At 68.2% G+C, this 19,962-nt stretch carries 19 protein-coding genes and 1 other RNA gene; 8 read left to right on the top strand and 12 right to left on the bottom strand.

Going from position 1 to position 19,962, the window contains the following annotated elements; translation table 11 throughout:
* Window positions 1–204: 204 nt before the first annotated feature.
* The 3 genes from rnpB to rsmI all read right to left on the bottom strand — a co-directional run bounded on the left by rnpB (window position 205) and on the right by rsmI (window position 1,900).
* An RNA gene (gene rnpB, locus J7520_RS19360) (RNase P RNA component class A) lies at window positions 205–552 on the bottom strand.
* Window positions 553–579: 27 nt separating this feature from the next.
* Window positions 580–822 carry a hypothetical protein gene (locus J7520_RS19365; RefSeq protein WP_291192056.1) on the bottom strand — a complete coding sequence of 81 codons (243 nt, stop codon included), beginning with the start codon at window positions 820–822 and terminating at the stop codon, window positions 580–582.
* Between the two features lie 256 nt (window positions 823–1,078).
* Window positions 1,079–1,900: a 16S rRNA (cytidine(1402)-2'-O)-methyltransferase gene (gene rsmI / locus J7520_RS19370; protein WP_291192058.1), complete on the bottom strand. Its 822-nt coding sequence runs from the start codon at window positions 1,898–1,900 to the stop codon at window positions 1,079–1,081.
* An 83-nt stretch (window positions 1,901–1,983) separates the two neighbouring features.
* On the opposite strand from rsmI, the gene J7520_RS19375 reads away from it, so the two are divergent.
* From J7520_RS19375 to J7520_RS19410, 8 genes are all read left to right on the top strand, one after another.
* Window positions 1,984–3,786 (top strand): penicillin-binding protein activator, encoded by a 1,803-nt coding sequence (locus J7520_RS19375; protein ID WP_291192060.1) that lies wholly within the window; start codon window positions 1,984–1,986, stop codon window positions 3,784–3,786.
* Window positions 3,783–4,175 carry a YraN family protein gene (locus tag J7520_RS19380; RefSeq protein ID WP_291192062.1) on the top strand — a complete coding sequence of 131 codons (393 nt, stop codon included), beginning with the start codon at window positions 3,783–3,785 and terminating at the stop codon, window positions 4,173–4,175. The genes J7520_RS19375 and J7520_RS19380 overlap by 4 nt, the downstream gene beginning before the upstream one ends.
* Before the next feature lie 62 nt (window positions 4,176–4,237).
* Complete coding sequence (locus J7520_RS19385; RefSeq protein ID WP_291192064.1) at window positions 4,238–4,846, top strand: BON domain-containing protein; 609 nt, start codon at window positions 4,238–4,240, stop codon at window positions 4,844–4,846.
* A gap of 32 nt (window positions 4,847–4,878) precedes the next feature.
* Window positions 4,879–6,249: an FAD-linked oxidase C-terminal domain-containing protein gene (locus J7520_RS19390; protein ID WP_291192066.1), complete on the top strand. Its 1,371-nt coding sequence runs from the start codon at window positions 4,879–4,881 to the stop codon at window positions 6,247–6,249.
* Between the two features lie 289 nt (window positions 6,250–6,538).
* Window positions 6,539–7,831 (top strand): hypothetical protein, encoded by a 1,293-nt coding sequence (locus tag J7520_RS19395; RefSeq protein ID WP_291192068.1) that lies wholly within the window; start codon window positions 6,539–6,541, stop codon window positions 7,829–7,831.
* Window positions 7,832–7,941: 110 nt separating this feature from the next.
* Window positions 7,942–9,396 carry a hypothetical protein gene (locus J7520_RS19400; protein ID WP_291192070.1) on the top strand — a complete coding sequence of 485 codons (1,455 nt, stop codon included), beginning with the start codon at window positions 7,942–7,944 and terminating at the stop codon, window positions 9,394–9,396.
* Between the two features lie 220 nt (window positions 9,397–9,616).
* Window positions 9,617–11,041: a hypothetical protein gene (locus J7520_RS19405; protein ID WP_291192072.1), complete on the top strand. Its 1,425-nt coding sequence runs from the start codon at window positions 9,617–9,619 to the stop codon at window positions 11,039–11,041.
* Between the two features lie 108 nt (window positions 11,042–11,149).
* On the top strand, window positions 11,150–12,601 hold the full coding sequence (locus tag J7520_RS19410; RefSeq protein WP_291192074.1) for a hypothetical protein: 1,452 nt from the start codon (window positions 11,150–11,152) through the stop codon (window positions 12,599–12,601).
* On the opposite strand, the gene J7520_RS19415 is transcribed toward J7520_RS19410, so the two are convergent.
* The 9 genes from J7520_RS19415 to glyA form a co-directional block, all read right to left on the bottom strand.
* Window positions 12,598–13,092 (bottom strand): phosphatidylglycerophosphatase A, encoded by a 495-nt coding sequence (locus J7520_RS19415; protein WP_291192076.1) that lies wholly within the window; start codon window positions 13,090–13,092, stop codon window positions 12,598–12,600. The two genes, J7520_RS19410 and J7520_RS19415, sit on opposite strands and share 4 nt — an antisense overlap.
* The gene (gene thiL / locus J7520_RS19420; RefSeq protein WP_291192078.1) at window positions 13,089–14,063 is read right to left on the bottom strand and encodes a thiamine-phosphate kinase; all 975 of its coding nucleotides are present in this window, start codon (window positions 14,061–14,063) and stop codon (window positions 13,089–13,091) included. Before thiL ends, J7520_RS19415 begins: the two co-directional genes overlap by 4 nt.
* A 16-nt stretch (window positions 14,064–14,079) precedes the next feature.
* The gene (gene nusB / locus J7520_RS19425; protein ID WP_291192080.1) at window positions 14,080–14,544 is read right to left on the bottom strand and encodes a transcription antitermination factor NusB; all 465 of its coding nucleotides are present in this window, start codon (window positions 14,542–14,544) and stop codon (window positions 14,080–14,082) included.
* On the bottom strand, window positions 14,541–15,002 hold the full coding sequence (gene ribH, locus J7520_RS19430) for a 6,7-dimethyl-8-ribityllumazine synthase (RefSeq protein ID WP_291192082.1): 462 nt from the start codon (window positions 15,000–15,002) through the stop codon (window positions 14,541–14,543). The genes nusB and ribH overlap by 4 nt, the downstream gene beginning before the upstream one ends.
* Before the next feature lie 47 nt (window positions 15,003–15,049).
* On the bottom strand, window positions 15,050–16,153 hold the full coding sequence (gene ribB / locus J7520_RS19435) for a 3,4-dihydroxy-2-butanone-4-phosphate synthase (protein WP_291192084.1): 1,104 nt from the start codon (window positions 16,151–16,153) through the stop codon (window positions 15,050–15,052).
* On the bottom strand, window positions 16,150–16,755 hold the full coding sequence (locus J7520_RS19440; protein WP_291192086.1) for a riboflavin synthase: 606 nt from the start codon (window positions 16,753–16,755) through the stop codon (window positions 16,150–16,152). Before J7520_RS19440 ends, ribB begins: the two co-directional genes overlap by 4 nt.
* Before the next feature lie 2 nt (window positions 16,756–16,757).
* Window positions 16,758–17,873, bottom strand: coding sequence for a bifunctional diaminohydroxyphosphoribosylaminopyrimidine deaminase/5-amino-6-(5-phosphoribosylamino)uracil reductase RibD (gene ribD, locus J7520_RS19445; protein ID WP_291192088.1), 1,116 nt, complete (start codon window positions 17,871–17,873; stop codon window positions 16,758–16,760).
* Between the two features lie 115 nt (window positions 17,874–17,988).
* Window positions 17,989–18,513 carry a transcriptional regulator NrdR gene (gene nrdR, locus J7520_RS19450; protein ID WP_291192090.1) on the bottom strand — a complete coding sequence of 175 codons (525 nt, stop codon included), beginning with the start codon at window positions 18,511–18,513 and terminating at the stop codon, window positions 17,989–17,991.
* 106 nt (window positions 18,514–18,619) lie between these two features.
* The gene (gene glyA / locus J7520_RS19455) at window positions 18,620–19,876 is read right to left on the bottom strand and encodes a serine hydroxymethyltransferase (RefSeq protein ID WP_291192092.1); all 1,257 of its coding nucleotides are present in this window, start codon (window positions 19,874–19,876) and stop codon (window positions 18,620–18,622) included.
* Window positions 19,877–19,962: the final 86 nt, after the last annotated feature.

The following is a 19,962-nucleotide window of genomic DNA, read 5'->3' on the forward strand; positions in this document are numbered from 1 at the left end:
GATCAACCGCCCCGCGGAATCCGGAACGATTACCCCCGATCCGACATCACCGCCCCGAACACCCGGCCACACGACCGCCTATAGAAAACGGGCTTCATTTGAAAAGTGCGGCCATGGATGGCCGCGGTTGGACCGACCGAAGCCGCAGCTTCGGGGCCCAACCGCACCATTCCAGATCGCAGCGATCAAGGACGATCGCAAAAGCAAAGGAGCCGGCCGATAAGCCGGGTTCTGTCGTGAGCAGCCATTCCTCTAGGCCACGCGTCGCCGCGCGGCTCGAGCGACCAACCCGGGGACGACGCGGGCCGCGTCATGGTCCCCCTATTCGGTCTTGCTCCAGGTGGGGTTTGCCGTGCCGGTCTGTTGCCAGACTCGCGGTGCGCTCTTACCGCACCGTTTCACCCTTGCCTGATCCCCTTGCGGGGCCATCGGCGGTTTGCTCTCTGTTGCACTGTCCGTCGGCTCGCGCCGCCCAGGCGTTACCTGGCACCCTGCCCTGTGGAGCCCGGACTTTCCTCGACGCTTGCGCGCCGCGGCTGCTTGGCCGGCTCCCGACGCGGAGTCTAGCAGGCGCAACCGCTACTTGCGCCGGATCAGCCACCACGCCTGCGCCGCGGCGGCGACCGCGACGGTGCCGGCGACGAACCAGCCGATCATCGACCAGACCGCGGCCTGCTCCGGCGCCGGATAGCGCCCGGAAACGACTTTCTCGGCGAGCAAATGGACGATGGCGAACACGACCACCAAGGTGATCGCACTGCCGACGAAGGCGAGCGCGGCGCTGCGCGAAGCGGTGCTTTTCGGGGAAGAGGAACGTGTCATGCGCGGATTTTGCGTGGTTGCCCGCACGATTCAAAGGGCCACCCCGCTCGCGACGATACGGGCTATCGCCGTTTCACGAACGAGGAACACAAAGGCCAAGCAGGTTTCTCGCGGAGACGCAGAGAACGCAGAGAAGAGCGCCTATAGAACGTCTTTCTCCGCGTTCTCTGCGTCTCTGCGTCTCTGCGTCTCTGCGAGAGAAATGCTTCTCAAACGGGCCGGCTTCACACGAGCGGCGCGGCGCCAACGTATGCCGCTACCCCTCGTACAGCCGCTTGCGCGGCGCACCGGTGATCGCGGCGGCGAGTTTGGCCGCGCGCGCCGGCGGCAATTCCTCGCGCAACAGGGCGAATACGCGGCGGCCTTCGGCGAGTTCCGCCTCGGCATCCTCGCCGCTCGCGCCGGCGACCAGTACGACGAACTCGCCGCGCTGCTGGTTCGCGTCGGCCTCGACGCGTGCGGCGAGTTCGCCGAGCGGCGCGGCGAGAATCGTCTCGAACAGCTTGGTCAGTTCGCGCGCCAGCACCGCCTCGCGCGCATCGCCGAACACCGTGCGCAAATCCGCCAGCGACTCCAGGATGCGATGGCTGGACTCGTAGAAGATCAAGGTCCGCGTCTCCGCGACGAGCGATTGCAGACGCTCGCGCCGCGCCGAGGACTTCGCCGGCAGGAAGCCCTCGAACACGAACCGGTCGCTGGCCAGCCCCGCGACCGACAGCGCCGCGATCGCCGCGCACGGTCCCGGCACCGGCGAGACCTCGCAACCGGCGGCGCGCGCGGCACGCACCAGGCGATAGCCCGGATCGCTGACCAGCGGCGTGCCGGCGTCGGAGATCAGGGCGACGTCGCCGCCGCCGCGCAGATGCTCGACGATGCGCGCGGCCTGCTCGTGCTCGTTGTGCTCGTGTAGGGCGAGCGCGCGCGCCTGCGCGCCGGCCTGCGCCAGCAGCGGCGCGCTGTGGCGCGTGTCCTCGGCGGCGATCAGGCCGACCGCGCGCAAGGTCTCCCGCGCGCGCGGCGACAGGTCCTCTAGGTTGCCGATCGGCGTCGCGACGACCCACAGGCGTCCGTTCGACACATTCGTTCTCCTTGGGTGCCGCCGGGAGCGCGGCTGCGATCGGCTATCATCGCAGCGTTGCCCCTTTTGCGCTCGGACTGCCCATGACGCTTCGCCTGCCCGGAACTTCGACTTTCGCGCGCGGCGCGGCCACCGGCCTGCTGGTCCTGCTGCTGTCGGCCTGCGCGACGATGTCCGACTTCGGACCCAGCGCCTCGCCGGAAGTTTCCTCGCCGGACGCCGACCGCGCCGAACAGTTCTACGAACAAGGCGATTTTGAGCGCGCCGCGGGCGCGTTCCTCGATCTGGCGCGCACGCATCGCGGCGATTCCGCCGCGCACTATCAGCTGCGCGCCGCCGAGGCGCTGCGCGAACTCGGCGACCTCGACGGCGCCGCTCGCGCGCTGGACGACGTCAAGCGCCGCCGCCTGCACGGCGACGAACCGCTGCGGCTCGACCTGCTCGACGCCGAAATCGCCCTCAAGCGCGGCGACGCGCCGCGCGCGCTGGCCCTCTTGACCATCGACCAGGACGCGCCGCCGAACCTGCGCCTGCGCGCGCTCGAACTGCGCGCCCGCGCCGACGTCGCCGGCGGCGACGCCTTCGCCTCGGCGCAGACGCGCGCCCAGCTCGACCGCCTGCTCGGCGGCGCCGATCGCGAACAGAACCGCAAGCAGCTGCAGGACACGCTGGCGACGCTGGACGCGAATGCGCTGAAATCGCGCTTCGACCAGCTGGCGCCGAACGATCCCCTGCGGCCGTGGATCGAGCAGGCGTTGCGCAAGCAAGGCCACGCGCTGGCGCGCGAACTGCCGCGGCCGAGCCAGCCGGTCGGCACGATGCGTCCGGGCCAGGACGGCGCGCTCGAGGCCGAAGGCTACCAGCCGGCCAAACGCGTCGCGCTGCTGCTGCCGCTGAACGCGCAGCTCGCCGGCGTGGCGAACGCGATCCGCGACGGCTTCCTCGCCGCCTACTTCACCGATGCGCCCGAGCGTCGCCCCGAACTGCGCATCTACGATGCCGGCAAGACGCCCGAAGAAGCCGTCGCCGCCTACACGAAGGCGGTCGGCGACGGTGCCGATCGCGTGGTCGGCCCGCTCCAGCGCGAGTCGGTCGGCGCACTCTTCCACCAGCCGCTGACCGCGCACGTGCTGGCGCTGAACCATCCGGACACCGGCGAAGTGCCGCCGCCCGGCAGCGCCGAGTACGGCCTGCTACCGGAAGCCGAAGGCGCGCAGGTCGCCGAGCGCCTGCGCGAGCGCGGCATCCGCAACGCGGCGATCCTCATCGCCGAGGCCGACTGGGCCGAGCGCGCCGCGCGCGCGTTCCGCGCGCAGTTCGAGGCCGGCGGCGGCGCGATCACCGGCGAGTCGCGCCTGCGCGAGAAGGAAATCAACTACGCCACCTCGATCACGCAGGCGACCGCGAGCCTCGGCGCCGACGGCGCCGTGTTCATCAGCATGCGTCCGCAACAGGCGCGGCTGCTGGTGCCGCAGATGAAGATCGCCAACGTGACGGCGCCGGTGTTCGCCACCTCGCACATCTACGCCGGCGACAGCAACGCCACGCTCGATCGCGATCTCGACGGCGTCGAATTCTGCGACGCGCCGTGGTTGTTCGGCCCGCTGCCGGGCCGGCCCGAGCGCAGCGTGATCTCCGGCCAGATCGCCAGCGCGAACGGCGTCGGCGCGCGCCTGTTCGCGTTCGGCATGGATGCCTACGCGCTGCTGCCCTACGTCGACTGGCTGATCGCGCATCCGGACGCCTACCTCGGCGGCGCCACCGGCGAGCTCACCGCCGACAACTTCGGCCGCGTGCATCGCCTGGTCAGCTGGGCGCGTTTCGTCAACGGCATGCCGCAGCCGGCCGAAGGCGCGCTCAACACCGCGCCGATGCAGTTCCAATGAAACTGCGCGCCGGCAGCGCGACGCAGACCGCCGGCGCGCACTACGAAGACCTCGCCCTGGCGCACCTGCAGCGCGCCGGCCTCGCGCTGATCGAACGCAATTTCTCCTGCCGCTGGGGCGAGATCGACCTGGTCATGCGCGAGGGCGAGGTCGTCGTCTTCGTCGAAGTGCGCTACCGTCGCGGTGCCGGCGCGCGCGGCGGCTACGGCAGCGGGATCGATTCGGTCGGCGCGACCAAGCGCGCGAAACTCGTCCGCGCCGCCGAGGTCTACCTGGCGCAACGGCCGCGCCTCGCCGATCGCGCCTGCCGTTTCGACGTGCTCGCGATCGCCGGCGGCGACGACGCGCCGGAGATCGACTGGCGCCGCAACGCGTTCGAGGCCTTTTGAGAAGCGCGACCGGGAAGTCGCCTTCGACTCTCGCAGTCAGGGACGACGCAGAAGGAAGACACATGCACACACGACTGCTCCGCTGGCTGTTCCTGCTCTCGCTCGCTCCGCTGCTCGGCGGCTGCTTCCTGGCCGTGGCCGGCGGTGCCGCCGCCGGCGTCAGCGCGGCGCACGACCGCCGCGGCGTCGGCACCTGGGCGGACGACAAGCGCATTTACCTGAGCGCCTACGACTCATTGAACAAGGACAAGGAGCTCGCGCTGAAGAACAGCGTGATCATCGTCGTCTACAACGGCACGATGCTGCTGGTGGGCGAAGTGCGCACGCCGGAACTGAAGGCGCGCGCCGAGCGTCTCGTCGGCGGCTTCGAGGGCACGCGCCGCATCGTCAACGAACTGGACGTGCGCGAGCCGGAAGGGTTCTGGTCGCGCCGGCGCGACAACACGATCACCGCGCACGTGAAGACCGCCCTGCTCGATCTGACCAGCTTGCGCGGCTTCGATCCGACGCGCGTCAACGTCACCACCGCTCATCGCACGGTCTACCTGATGGGCAAGGTCACCAACGAGGAATCCGATGCGGTCGTCGGCATCGCGCGCGACGTCAGCGGCGTCGAGCGCGTGGTGAAGGTGTTCGAGTACGTCGAGGCGAGGGGCAAGGACGAGGGCTGACCGGCGCCTCGCTCCCTCCCCGGATCGCTCGCATGCCGCTTTCGTCCGCCGCCCTCGCCGACCTGCAACGCGTCTTCGCCGACGACGCGCTGCGCACCGAGGCAAGCGAGCGCCTCGTCTACGGCTACGACAACTCGCGCCGGCAGGCGATGCCCGACGCGGTCGTGTTTCCGGCGACGCACGCGGAAGTCGCCGCGCTGGTGCAGGCATGCCGCGCGCATCGCATCCCGCTGGTCGCGCGCGGCCGCGGCACCAATACCACCGGCGCCAGCGTGCCGGTCGAAGGCGGCGTGGTGGCCAGCTTCGAGCGCATGAACCGCGTGTTGCGCATCGACCCGGACGATCGCCTCGCGGTGGTCGAGCCCGGCGTGCTCAACGGCGACCTGCAGGCCGCGCTCGCGCCGCACCGTCTGTTCTGGCCGCCGGACCCGACCTCCGCGCCCTACTGCACGGTCGCCGGCAACATCGCCTGCAACGCCGGCGGCCCGCGCGCCGTGAAGTACGGCGCGACGCGCGACAACGTGCTCGCCCTGCGCGCCGTCGCCGGTACCGGCGCCGACTTCCGCTGCGGCACGCCGACGACGAAGGGCGCCACCGGCTACGACCTGACGCGCCTACTGATCGGCTCGGAAGGCACGCTGGCGATCGTGACCGAGGCCACGCTGAAACTGGTTCCGCTGCCGTCGGCGAAGCGCACCTTGCGCGCGACCTACGTCGACGTCGCCGCCGCGGCACGCGCGGTCGCGCGCATCATGGCGCAGCCGGTCGCGCCGTGCGCGCTCGAATTCCTCGACGACCAGTGCCTGGCGCTGGCGCGCGCGCACGGCGGCGAGGCGATCCCGCTCGCCGGCGCGATGCTGGTGATCGAGGTCGACGGCGAGCCCGACACGCTGGCACCGGCGGTCGACGCGGTCGCGCGCGCGGCGCGCGGCGAGGGTCTCGCCGAACTCGCGATCGCCGCGAACGACGGTGAAGTCGCCGCACTGTGGGCCGCGCGCAAGGCGCTGTCGCCGGCGCTGCGCACGCTGTCGCCGAACAAGATCAACGAGGACGTGGTCGTGCCGGTCAGCCGCGTGCCGGAACTGGTCGCCGCCACGCGCGCGATCGCGACGAAGCATGCGCTGCCGATCGTCTGCTTCGGCCATGCCGGCAACGGCAACCTGCACGTGAACCTGCTGCCGCGCGACGCGGCCGAACTCGCCCGCGCCGACGCCGCGCTCGGTGAAGTGTTCGATGCGGTGATCGGCCTCGACGGCACGCTCTCCGGCGAGCACGGCATCGGTCTCGCCAAGCGCGCCTTCATGCCACGCGCCCTCGACGCGCACGCGCTCGGGCTGATGCGCGCGATCAAGCGCGAATTCGATCCGGACGGGATCTTGAATCCGGGCAAGCTGCTGCCCTGAGCGGCACGGCCGGCCGCGGAGGAGTACGAATACCGAAACCGGCGCGCTCGACGATCTCACGACACCGATTGACGATACCTGCATCCCATCGCACGGCCGAACGGGGTAGAGTTCCGCGGTTGATCACCATTTCGGGAGGGATGCCATGCCGACCAAACTCGTCGCTGCGATTGCTGCTGCGCTGTTCGCAGGTTCCGCCACCGCCGTCAGCCTCAATCCGAGAGGCCTCGGCCAGGCGCTGATCTATCCGTACTACACGGTCAACAACCACCAGGACACGCTGCTGTCGGTGATCAACACCGGCGACACCGGCAAGGCGCTGAAGGTGCGCTTCCTGGAAGGCTACAACGGCCGCACGGCGCTGGATTTCCTGGTGTTCCTCGCGCCGCACGACACCTGGGTGGCCGCCGTCTCGGCGGTCGATCCGGCCGATCCAGCGAGCGGCGCCAAGCTGGTCACCAACGACGACAGCTGCATCGACGGGGCGAACAAGGAAAAGCCCTTCGTGACCTACGGCTTCGACGGCCAAAGCCCGGGTTTTCCGGCCGACGACGGTCCGCAAGAGATCGCGCGCGTACGCGAAGGCTCGTTCGAGATCATCGCACTCGGCGACGTCGTCCGCAGCAGCACGACGGAGCGCCGCATCAGCCCGTCGCGCTCCGCGTCCGGCGACTACGTGCCGCCCGATTGCGAACATCTTGACGTCGACGCGGCACTGGCGGGCCTGGTCGCGCCGACCAATGCGCTGATGGGTTCGACGATGATCGTGAATGCCGGCGACGGCATCTTCTATTCCTACAACGCCAGCGCGCTGGCCGGGTTCACCGATCGGGCGTTGACGCCTCCGGAAGACACGCTCGCGCAAGCGAACTCGAATGCATCCACGCTCGACGGTGCCGTCGCGACCGTCTACACCAACGACGGTACGCCGCTGCCGATCGACTACGCCGACGGCATCGACGCGGTCAGCGCGGTGTTCATGGCCGACACCGTCTACAACGAGTTCCTGACCGCCTCGAGCATGGGCGCGAGCACCGACTGGGTCGTCACCTTCCCGACCAAGGCGTTCCACGTCGACAAGCTCCTCTATCCCGCCTCGCGGACGTCGCCTTTCGTCGTGCCGTTCAAGGACGGCGTGTCTCCGGTAACAACTAATTTCTTTCAGACCGGCCGTGAAAGCGACCAGCAAACCATTTCCGGCTGCTCTGGAGGCGATCCGAACTGCGGAATCGTTGATGATTTGCTCCGGTATCAAGTCAACGTCGTCAGCTTTCTCGCCGACCCGCCGACAGGAACCCCCTCCGGAGTGCTGGGTTCGCGCTTGACGGCCAATGCGAAGCCGTTCCGAGCGGAGGGCTGGATGCAAATCGATCTTGCCTACGGCGATGGTGGGCATAGCCTGAATCGCGGCCAGCTTCCCGACGGCAGCTCAGTTTACTTGCTCGGCCTGCCCGCCACCGGCTTCATGGCCTACAACGTCATCAATACCCAGGCGCAGCCCGGCAAGCTCTCGAACTACAGCGGCACCTTCGCGCATCGTTCCCAGATGGCCTGTATCGGCAATGTTGGCCCTTGCCTTTGACCGGGCCGGATCGCGGCACCGCACATGACCCATCCACGTCCGGAAACGCAGCAGACCGATCACTCTAAGGCGCCATCAGCTTCGATTCCGGAATTCGAGGAAACGACATCATGATCCGCAATTGTGCAATCCCCGCGGCGCTCGGCGCCTTGTTGTCCATAGGACCCGCTGCGGCCGTCAGCCTGAATCCGAAGGGCCTCGGCCAGGCGTTGATCTACCCGTACTACACGGTCAACAACCATCAGGACACACTGCTGTCGGTGATCAACACCGGCAACACCGGCAAGGCGCTGAAGGTGCGCTTCCTGGAAGGCTACAACGGCCGCCCGGCGCTGGATTTCCTGGTGTTCCTCGCCCCGCTCGACACCTGGGTGGCCGCCGTCTCGGCGGTCGATCCGGCCGATCCGACGAGCGGCGCCAAGCTGGTCACCAACGACAACAGCTGCATCGACGGGTCGAACAAGGAAAAAACCTTCGTGACCTACGGCTTCGACGGCCAAAGCCCGGGTTTTCCGGCCGACGGCGGCCCGCAAGACATCGCGCGCGTACGCGAAGGCTATTTCGAGATCGTCACGCTCGGCGATGTCGATCCCGCCAGCGATACGAGTGAAATCATCTCGCCCTCGTACCAAAGCGGCCAGATCCTGCCGCCCGACTGCAGCCGCCTGAACGTCGACGCGGCGCTGGCGGATCTGATCCCGCCGAACGACGGCCTGATGGGCTCCGCGATGATCGTGAACGCCGGCGACGGCATCTTCTACTCCTACAACGCGAGTGCGCTGACCGGGTTCACCGATCGAGTGCTGATGCCTCCCGAAGACACACTCGCACAAGCGAATTCGGCGGCGTCCAGGCGCCACGGCGCCGTCGCGACCATTTCCACCAATGACGGTTCGCCGCTGACGCTCGACTACGACCGAGGCATCGACGCGGTCAGCGCGGCGCTCATGGCCGACACCCTCTACAACGAATTCCTGACCGCCTCGAGCATGGGCGCGAACACCGACTGGGTCGTCACTTTTCCGACCAAGGCGTTCTACGTCGACAAGCAGACCTATCCTTCTTCCACCACCGCACCTTTTTTCGAACCATTCACCGACGGCCGCTCCAGAGCGACCACCAGCGCAACCCAGTACGACCGCAAAAGCCAGTCGTCTCCCGAAGCTTGCGAAGCCGTTCCCGGCCCGAGCTGCCTCGCTTTCCGACCGTTCTTCGAACATCAAGTCAACGTCGTCGGATTTCTTCCGAATCCGGACGCAAGAGCGCCTTCCGGCGTACTCGGCTCTCACCTGACCGCTCATGTGGAGCCGTTCTGGGAGGAAGGTTGGATGAGGGTCGATCTTGCGACGCACGACGGCGGGCACGCGTTGAGCGGCGGACGGACACTGGACGGCGCGAATGTCCAATTGAACGGCCTCCCCGTCGTCGGCTTCATGGCCTACAACGTCATCAATACGCAGGCCCAGCCCGGCAAGCTGTCGAACTACAGCGGCACCTTCGAGCATCGTTCGACGATCGACTTCTCGGAAACGGCGGCTCCCGCACAAAAGCAGACGGCTCGCTAGATATCGGTGGAATGATCGCCACAGCGGTCCGCCTAGGCAGTTAGCTCAATGGCGCGCGCGACGCCCGGCGGCGTCGCGCGCGTCCTTACAAAACGCAAGCGCTCGTGCCGATAGGTACGATCAAGCGCGATACGGAAGTGCGCGGATTCGCAAGACCGAATCCACTAGAGTTCGCAATACATCACGACGACTGGGGACGGAATCCATGTACAGACTTGTCATGGGAATCGCCGGCGCGCTGTCCGCCGGCTGCGCATTCGCCGTTAGCCTGAGCCCGCGAGGTCTCGGCCAGGCGCTGATCTATCCATACTACACGGTCAACAACCACCAGGACACGCTGCTGTCGGTGATCAACACCGGCGACACCGGCAAGGCGCTGAAGGTGCGCTTCCTGGAGGGCTACAACGGCCGTCCGGCGCTGGATTTCCTGGTGTTCCTCGCTCCGTACGACACCTGGGTGGCCGCCGTCTCGGCGGTCGATCCGGCCGATCCGGCCAGCGGCGCCAAACTGGTCACCAACGACACCAGTTGCATCGACGGAGCGAACAAGGAGAAGCCCTTCGTCACTTACGGCTTCGACGGCCAAAGCCCGAGCTTTCCGGCCGACGACGGTCCGCAAGACATCGCGCGGGTTCGCGAAGGCTCGTTCGAGATCATCGCACTCGGCGACGTCGTTCGCGGCAGTGTGACCGAACGCATCATCAGTCCGTCAGGCTACGTCGGGTCCGACGACTACGCGCCACCCGATTGCAAGCGCCTGAACACCCATGCGGCGTTGGCGGATCTGCTCCCACCGAACAATGCCCTCATGGGCTCGGCCATGATCGTGAACGCCGGCGACGGCATCTTCTATTCCTACAACGCGAGTGCGCTGGCCGGGTTCACCGATCGGGCGTTGACGCCTCCGGAAGACACGCTCGCGCAAGCGAACTCGAATGCATCCACGCTCGACGGCGCCGTCGCGACCGTCTACACCAACGACGGTACGCCGCTGGCGATCGACTACGCCGACGGCATCGACGCGGTCAGCGCGGTGTTCATGGCCGACACCGTCTACAACGAGTTCCTGACCGCTTCGAGCATGGGCGCGAATACCGACTGGGTCGTCACCTTCCCGACCAAGGCGTTCTACGTCGACAAGCGGCTCTATCCCGCCTCGCCTATATCGCCGTTCTTCCTGACGTTCACGAACGGCGCAGCTCCGGTGAAGGCGCTCCTAAACCAGTACGATCGCGAAATCCAATCCCCGTCCCTCGGCGGATGCGAGCTTGCCTCGCCGGGCTGCTCTCCCGATCCGTACTCGCGACTGAACTATCAGGTCAACGTCATCAGCTTTCTCACCGCTCCGCCCGCAGGAACTCCCTCCGGAGTGCTGGGATCGCGCCTGGTGCTCAATGCGGAGCCGTTTCGGACAGAGGGTTGGATGCAGGTCGATCTTGCCTCCGGCGGCGGCGGACATGTCTTGTTTACCGGCCAACTTTCCGACGGCAATTCGATTGGCCTGCTTGGCCTGCCCGTCACCGGCTTCATGGCCTACGACGTCATCAATACCCAGGCTCAACCCGGCAAGCTCTCGAACTACAGCGGCACTTTCGCGCATCGTTCGAGCACGACCTGCATCGGCAATATCGGCCCTTGCCTTTGACCGCCTGATCGTGACGACGCATATGACTCATCCGTATCCGACGACGCAGCAGATTGGCCATCCCAGGACGCCATCGGCTTCGATTCCGGAATTCGAGGAAACGACATCATGATCCCCAACGGTGCAATCCCGGCGGCGCTCGGCGCCTTGCTGTTCGCAGGTTCCGCGGCAGCCGTCAGCCTGAATCCGAAGGGCCTCGGCCAAGCGCTGATCTACCCGTACTACACCGTCAACAACCATCAAGACACATTGTTGTCGGTGGTCAACACCAGCGACATCGGCAAGGCCATGAAGGTGCGTTTCCTGGAAGGCTACAACGGCCGCCCGGCGCTCGATTTCCTGGTGTTCCTCGCCTCGCACGACACCTGGGTGGCCGCCGTCTCGGCGGTCGATCCGGCCGATCCGGCGAGCGGTGCCAAGCTGGTCACCAACGACAACAGCTGCATCGACGGGGCGAACAAGGAAAAGTCCTTCGTCACCTACGGCTTCGACGGCCAAAGCCCGAACTATCCTGCCGACGACGGCCCACAAGACATCGCGCGCGTACGCGAAGGCTATTTCGAGATCGTCGCGCTCGGCGATGTCATTCCCGCCAGCGATACGGACGAAATCATCACGCCTCCCCACCAGAACGGCCAAGTCCTACCACCGGATTGCAGCCGCCTGAGCGTCGATACTGCGCTGGCGGATTTGCTTCCGCCGAGCAACGGCCTGATGGGCTCGGCGATGATCGTGAACGCCGGCGACGGCATCTTCTACTCCTACAACGCGAGCGCGTTGGCCGGGTTCACCGATCGAGTGCTGCTGCCTCCCGAGGACACCCTGGCGCAGGCGAACTCGGCTGCGTCCGCGCGCCACGGCGCGCTCGCGACCCTCGCCACCAACGACGGTTCGCCGCTGACGCTCGATTACGATCGAGGCATCGACGCGGTCAGCGCGGTATTCATGGCAGACGTCCTCTACAACGAATTCCTGACCGCCTCGAGCATGGGCGCGAACACCGACTGGGTCGTCACTTTTCCGACCAAGGCGTTCTACGTCGACAGGCAACTCTATCCCGACTCCACGATAGCCCCCTTTGATCGTGCGTTTTCCAACAGCACGTCCGGCATCGGGACTCCCATGACTCAGCACGACCGCGAAGGCCAACGCTTTGCGCTAGGGGCGTGCGATTACCCTGAATGCCGCCAAGTTCTCGACTATCAAGTCAATGTCGTCAGCTTTCTCGAGAGACAAATCCCAGAAACCCCCTCCGGCGTGCTGGGCTCGCACCTGACGACCAAAGATATGCCGTTTTCAAGCGAAGGCTGGATGGAACTCAGGCTGGGGACTTCCCGCACCGGCTCAATAGAGACGCACTCGTTGGCCGGCGGTCGACAATCCGACGGCAAACCCATTTCCCTGCGCGGCCTTCCCGTCGTCGGCTTCATGGCCTACAACGTCATCAACACGCAGGCCCAGCCCGGCAAGCTGTCGAACTACAGCGGCACCTTCGAGCATCGCTCGACGATCGAATTCTCGGAAACGGCGGCTCCCGCCCAAAAGCAGACAGCTCGCTAGGCGATCGCGTACAGCGCCGCGCTCAAGACGAGCGCGGCGTAAACGCCGGCGAGCGCATCGTCGAGCATGACGCCGACCCCACCCTTCACGGCGCGATCGGCCCACGACACCGGCCACGGCTTGGTGACGTCGAACAGGCGGAACAGCGCGAACGCCACGACGACCCACGGCCAGTTCGAAGGCCACACCAGCAGCGGCGCCAGCGCGATCCACTGGCCGACGAATTCGTCCCAGACGATCACGCCGGGATCCTCGATGTGCAATCTCGCGACGACGCGATTGGACGCCCACACGCCGAGCGCGAATGCCGCCACGATCGCCAGCGCATAGGCCGGCAATGGCAGTTCGCGCAGAGCGAACCAGGGAATCAACGCGGCGAGCGAGCCGGCCGTGCCGGGCGCGTACGGGCTCAGGCCGCTGCCGAAGCCGCTGGCGATCCAGCCGGCCGGATCGGCCAGGATCGCGCGGCGCTGCGCGGCGTCGAGCTTCACGCGAAATGGTTCCAGCCGCGTCGGGACAGGCGGATCTCGCCGCCCTTGGCGTCGAGCAGGCGCACGCCGCTGCCGCCGACGACGGTGCCGATGCGCGTCGCGCCGCAGCCCAGGCGCGCGAGGTCGCGCTCGATCGTCGTCGCGCGCTCCAATGGCGCGGTGAACGCGAGTTCGTAGTCGTCGCCGCCACCGGCCTGCAGCACCAGGCGTTCGTTCTCCTCGAACGCGCTCAGCAGCGCGGACGAAGTCGGCAGCTTCCACGCGTCGAGTTCGATGCCGACGCCGCTGCGCGCGGCGATGTGTCCCAGATCGGCGAGCAGGCCGTCGGAGACGTCGATGCAGGCGGTCGCGCTGTCGCGCAGTGCGGAGCCGGCGGCGACGCGCGGCGTCGGGCGCTCGAGCCGTGCGATCAAGGCTTCGCGCGCCTCGGCGGGCACTTCGAACAGATGCGGATGGCGCCGCTCCAGGCAGGCCAGGCCGCCGGCGGCGTCGCCGATCGCGCCGGTCACGAACACCTGGTCGCCGATGCGCGCGCCGTCGCGGCGCAAAGCGCGCTCCGGCGGCACGAAACCGTGCACGACGACGGTCACGCTGAGCGGCCCGCTGGTGGTGTCGCCGCCGACCAGGGCGACGCGGTGCTGCGCGGCCAGCTCGGCGAACCCGTCGGCGAAGTCGGCCACGAAAGCGCGATCGGCGACCGGCAGGGTCAGCGCGAGCAGCGCCCAGGCCGGCGTCGCACCCATCGCGGCGAGGTCGGAAAGATTCACCGCGAGCGCCTTCCAGCCGAGATCGCGCGCGCCGGTCGAGGCCGGGAAATGCACGCCTTCGACCAGGGTGTCGGTGCTGACGACGAGATCGTGACCTGCGGGCGGCGCCAGGATCGCTGCGTCGTCGCCAATACCTAAGCGCACATCGGCGCGCTCGATCGCGCAGCGCGCGCGGATCAGGTCGATCAGGTCGAACTCGGCCATGCCGCGCCTCGCGCGGTCAGGCGCGCGAGGCGGCGTACTCGGCGCCGCGCAGCACGCCGGCGAGCTTGTCGAGCACGCCGTTGACGTAGGTGTGGCCGTGGTCGGAACCGAAGCGCTTGGTCGTCTCGACCGCTTCGTTGATGACGACGCGGTACGGCACGTCGATGCGATGGCGCATCTCGTAGGCGGCGATGCGCAGCGCGGCGCGCTCGATCGGGTCGACGCGCTCGACCTCGCGGTCGAGGAACGGCGCCAGCGCCGCGTCGAGTTCGCCGTGCTCGCGCTCGACGCCGCGCACGAGATCCTCGAAATATTCCAGGTCGGCGATCTGCATGTCCTGCTCGTGGCGGAACTGCGCGATCACGCCGTCGATGCGCGAGCCGCTGAGCTGCCAGGCGTAGACCGCCTGCAGCGCGCGACGGCGTGCACGCGAGCGCGCGGCGGGATCGACGCCGGAAGGGTGCTGCGTCGAAGAGGTCACAGTTGCCTCCACAGGTCGACCATTTCCAAGGCCGCCAACGCGACCTCCTCGCCCTTGTTGCCGTGCGCGCCACCGGCGCGCGCTTCCGCGTCGGCATGGCGTTCGACTGCGAGCACGCCGTTCAGCACCGGGATGCGGAAATCCAGCGCGACGCGCATCAGGCCTTCGGCGCAGCCGTCGGCGACGTGCTCGTAGTGGCGCGTGTCGCCGCGCACGACGCAGCCGAGCGCGAGGATCGCCGCATGTCCGCCGCCGGCGAGCCGGGCCGCAGCCGGCGGGATCTCCCAGGCACCGGGCACGCGCACGAGGTCGATCGCCTCGTCGGCGACGCCGTGTTCGCGCAGCGCGTGCAGCGCGCCGTCGACCAGCGCATCGACGATGCGCGGGTTCCAGCGGCTCGCGACGATCGCGTAGCGGGCGTCCGCCGGCGCGCGTAGTTCTCCTGAAAACGTGGGCATGCTGAGACCGAAAGCGGATGTGCGATGCGCAGTTTAACCGACACGCGTCAGGGCGTAGCGGCGGCCTCTTCGTAGCCGACCACTTCCAGGCCGAAACCGTCGAGCCCGTGGAAGCGCCGCGGCGTGCCGAGCACGCGCAGGCGATGCACGCCGAGATCGGCCAGGATCTGCGCGCCGAGACCGTGCTGGCGGCCGTCGAACGCCGCCGCGTTCCTGACCTCGCCTTCGCGCGCGAGCCGGTCGAGCGCGCGCAGCGCCTCGCCGGCGTCGGACAGCACGACGACGACGCCGCGCCCCTCCTCGGCGACACGGCGCAAGGCGGCGCTGACGGTCAGTCCGCACGGCGTGTCGGTCAGGTGCAGCACGTCGGTCAGCGTGTCGCGCACGTGCACGCGCGCGAGCACCGGCGCGCCGTCGTCCACGCGCCCGCGCACGAGTGCGAAATGCGGCGGCGCGGACAGCGCGTCGCGGTAGGCGATCAGGCGGAACGGGCCGAATTCGGTCTGCACCTCGCGCTCGAATGCGCGCACGACGGTCTTCTCGGTCTGCAGGCGATGGCGGATCAGGTCGGCGATCGTGCCGACCTTGAGGCCGTGTTCGCGCGCGAACTCGAACAGCTGCGCGCCGCGCTTCATGGTGCCGTCGTCGTTGACGATCTCGACCAGGATGCCCGACAGCATCGGCAGGCCGGCCAGGCGCACGAGGTCGATGGTTGCCTCGGTGTGGCCGGCGCGGGTCAGCACGCCGCCTTCGCTGTAGCGCAGCGGAAAGATGTGGCCCGGCCGCGCGAAATCGCCGGGTTGCGAGGTCGGGTCGGCCAAGGCACGGATGGTGCGCGCGCGATCGGCGGCGGAAATGCCGGTGGTGGTGCCGTGGCGATAGTCGACCGAGATCGTGAACGCGGTGCGATGGCTTTCGCTGTTCTCGGCCACCATCTGCGGCAGCTGCAATTCCTCCAGCCGCGCGCGCAGCATCGGCTGGCAGATGATGCCGCTGGAGTGGCGCACGATGAAGGCGATCGCCTCCTCGGTCACCGCCTGCGCGGCCATGATCAGATCGCCTTCGTTCTCGCGATCCTCGTCGTCGGCGATGACGACCATGCGGCCGTCGCGGATCTCGGCGGCCAGTTCGGGAATGGTGGCGTAACTCATGGGTGGGCTCCGCGTTCGCCGTACAGCCTTTCGACGTATCGGGCGATCAGGTCGACTTCGAGGTTCACCGCATCGCCCGCCTTGCGCGAACCGAACGTGGTCGCGGCCAGCGTGTGCGGGATCAAGGTGACGCCGAAGGTGTCGGCGCCGGCTTCGTTGACGGTCAGGCTGGTGCCGTCGACGCAGATCGAGCCCTTGACGGCGATGTAGCGCGCCAAAGGCGCCGGCGCGCGGAACGTCCAGCGCTGCGAGCCGCCGTCGTCGCGCACCGCCACGACCGCGCCGACGCCGTCGACGTGGCCGGAGACCAGGTGCCCGCCGAGACGATCGGCCAGGCGCAGCGATTTCTCCAGGTTGACCGCGTCGCCGACGGCGAGCGCGCCGAGCGTGGTCAGGCGCAGCGTCTCGGCGGAAACGTCGGCGGCGAAGCGCCCGCCGGCGAGTTCGACCGCGGTCAGGCAGACGCCGGCCACCGCGATGCTGTCGCCGAGCGCGACGTCGGCGAGGTCGAGCGTGCCGACCTCGATCACGATGCGCGCGTCGCCGCCGCGCTGCTCGCGCTCGGCGATGCGGCCGACGGCCTGGATGATTCCCGTGAACATGACTACTCCGTTGGCTGATTCGAGGTGCGCAACAACCAGCGCAGGTCATCGCCGACCTGTCGCCGTTCGATGGTGCGCAGCCGCCAGCGCTCAGCCATGTCGGCAAGCGACGGCAGGGTTAGCAGAGGTCGCGCGGTATTGCCGAGCAGTACCGGCGCGATATACAGCAGCAGCTCGTCGACCAGGCCGGCGGCGAACAAGGCGCCGCTCAGCACCGGCCCCGCTTCGACTTGCAGTTCATTGACTCCGCGCCGGCCGAGTTCGGCCAGCACTCGGGCCAGATCGAGGCCACCCGCGCTGCTTTCAACCGCCACGCGCTCGACGCGATCGAAGCCCGCATGTGGCGCCTGTAGGCCGGGCGCGTGAAAAACCAGGGTCGGCGCGTTGCCGTCGAGCACGTTCGACTGCGCCGGCATGCGCAGGGCGCGATCCAGCACGACGCGCAGCGGCGCGACGGCTTCCCCGTCCGCTTCGGCCGAGGCGGCGAGGCGCACCGTCAGGCGTGGATCGTCTGCCGCCACGGTGCCGCTGCCGGTCAGGATCGCCGAGCTGCGCGCGCGCCAGCGCTGCACGTCCTCGCGCGCGGCCTCGCCGGTGATCCATTTCGAGGCTCCGTTCGCCAGCGCGGTGCGGCCGTCCAGGCTCATCGCCAGTTTCAGGCGCACCCACGGCCGGCCGCGCTCGACGCGCGAGAAGAAGCCGCGATTGAGTTCGCGGGCGGCGTCGCGCAGCAGGCCGGTGCCGATCTCGATTCCAGCCGCGCGCAGGCGCGCGAGCGCACCGCCCTCGTTCTGGAAGGCATCCTCGCTGGCGATCACCACGCGCGCGACGCCGGCCGCGATCAGCGCATCGGCGCACGGCGGAGTGCGGCCGTGCAGACCACAGGGCTCCAGCGTCACGTACGCGGTCGCGCCGCGCGCGCGCGCGCCGGCTGCGCGCAACGCGAACACTTCCGCATGCGGGCCACCGGCGCGCTGGTGCCAGCCTTCGCCGACGACTTCCTCGCCGTGCGCGAGCACGCAGCCGACGCGCGGATTGGGTTGCGTCGTGAACAGGCCACGTTCGGCGAGGCGCAGTGCGCGCGCCATCAGCGCATGATCAACGGCAGAAAAATTCATGGCGCGGCCGGCAGTCGGCCTTCCCACAAAAGCGGAAATCCGACGGGATCTCGTCGGATACGTCCCGCGTTCGCGGAAATGACGGAGGGAGAGCCTTCGCCCTGCATGTCGGGACTCACCGCTTCTTGGCGGTTCCCGCGGCGGCGGCTTCACCGAGCAGCGGCAGTTGCAGGCCCTCGATCGCCGGCAGGTCGCGTTCGAGGCGTTCGATCTCCTCGCGGAACGCCTGCACGTCCTCGAAGCTGCGGTAGACCGAGGCGAAGCGCACGAAGGCGACCTGATCGAGCTTCTTCAGCGCGCGCATGACCAGCTCGCCGATCTGTCGCGAAGGAACCTCGCGCTCGCCACTCTTGCGCAGGTCGTCGATGACCGCACGCATGGCGGCGTCGACCGCGTCGCGCGAGACCGGGCGCTTGTGCAGGGCGAGATCGAAGCTCGTGCGCAGCTTGCGCTCGTCGAACGCCTCGCGGCGACCGTCGTTCTTGATCACGCTCGGCAGCTTGATCTCGGCCGTCTCGAACGTGTTGAAGCGCTCCCCGCAGCGCTCGCACTCGCGCCGGCGCCGGATCGTGGCGCCGTCGTCGGACACGCGCGAGTCGATCACGCGGGTGTCTTCGTGCTGGCAGAAGGGGCAGTGCATTCGGGTCAGCGGTGAGCAGTGAGCGGTGAGCGGTGAAGAGCAGGCACGGTCGCAGCGCGCTCGGCGCGAATCGGTTTTTTCCGCTCACCGCTCACCGCTCGGCCGCTCACTGATACACCGGATACTTGCGGCACTGCGCCTCGACCTTCTCGCGCGCCTGTGCGACCACGCCGGCGTCGCCGGGCGCGTCGAGCAGGTCGCAGATCCAGTGGGCGAGGTCGACGCAGTCCTGTTCGAGGTAGCCGCGCGTGGTCACCGCCGGCGTGCCGATGCGCAGGCCCGAGGTGATGAACGGCGAGCGCGGGTCGTTCGGCACCGCGTTCTTGTTGACGGTGATGTGCGCCTCGCCGAGCGCGGCTTCGGCGTCCTTGCCGGTGACCTCGCGGCCGATCAGGTCGAGCAGCATCAGATGGTTCTCGGTGCCGCCAGAGACGATCTTGTAGCCGCGCGCGACGAAGGTCTTCGCCATCGCCTGCGCGTTCTTCACCACCTGCTGCTGGTAGGTCTTGAACGCCGGCTCCAGCGCTTCCTTGAACGCGACCGCCTTGGCCGCGATCACGTGCATCAGCGGGCCGCCCTGGATGCCGGGGAAGACGATCGACTGCAGCTTCTTTTCCAGCTCCGCGCCGAGCCCCTTGGCGAGGATGATGCCGCCGCGCGGACCGCGCAGGGTCTTGTGGGTGGTCGAGGTGACGACGTGCGCGTGCGGCACCGGGCTCGGATAGACGCCCGCGGCGACCAGACCGGCGATGTGCGCCATGTCGACGAAGAGATAGGCGCCGATCTGGTCGGCGATCGCGCGGAAGCGCGCCCAGTCCAGCACCTGCGAATACGCCGAGAAGCCGGCCACGATCATCTTCGGCTTGTGTTCGAGCGCGAGCTTCTCGATCTCGGCGTAGTCGACCTTTCCGGTGGCCGGGTCGATGCCGTACTGCACCGCGTTGAAGATCTTGCCGGACAAGTTCACCTTGGCGCCGTGGGTCAGGTGGCCGCCGTGGGCGAGGCTCATGCCGAGGATCGTGTCGCCGGGGCTGAGCAGGGCGAAGTAGACCGCCTGGTTCGCCTGCGAGCCCGAGTGCGGCTGCACGTTGGCGTAGTCGCAGTCGAACAGCTCCTTGACGCGCGCGATCGCCAGGCTCTCGGCGACGTCGACGTATTCGCAGCCGCCGTAGTAGCGCTTGCCCGGGTAGCCCTCGGCGTACTTGTTCGTCAGCACCGAACCCTGCGCCTCGAGCACGCGCGGGCTGGCGTAGTTCTCCGAAGCGATCAGCTCGACGTGGTCCTCCTGGCGCCGGCCCTCGGCGGCGATCGCCTGGGCGAGCTCGGGGTCGAAACCTTCGATACGGGCATCCTTGGAGAACATCGCGCGGACCTGTGCAGACGGACGGGGGAGCGCATGTTACCGCTTTGTGGCGCGCCATATGGCCCCGTTCGCGGGCGAGACATGAC

This window comes from Dokdonella sp., from assembly GCF_017744955.1.
GTDB lineage: Bacteria > Pseudomonadota > Gammaproteobacteria > Xanthomonadales > Rhodanobacteraceae > Dokdonella_A.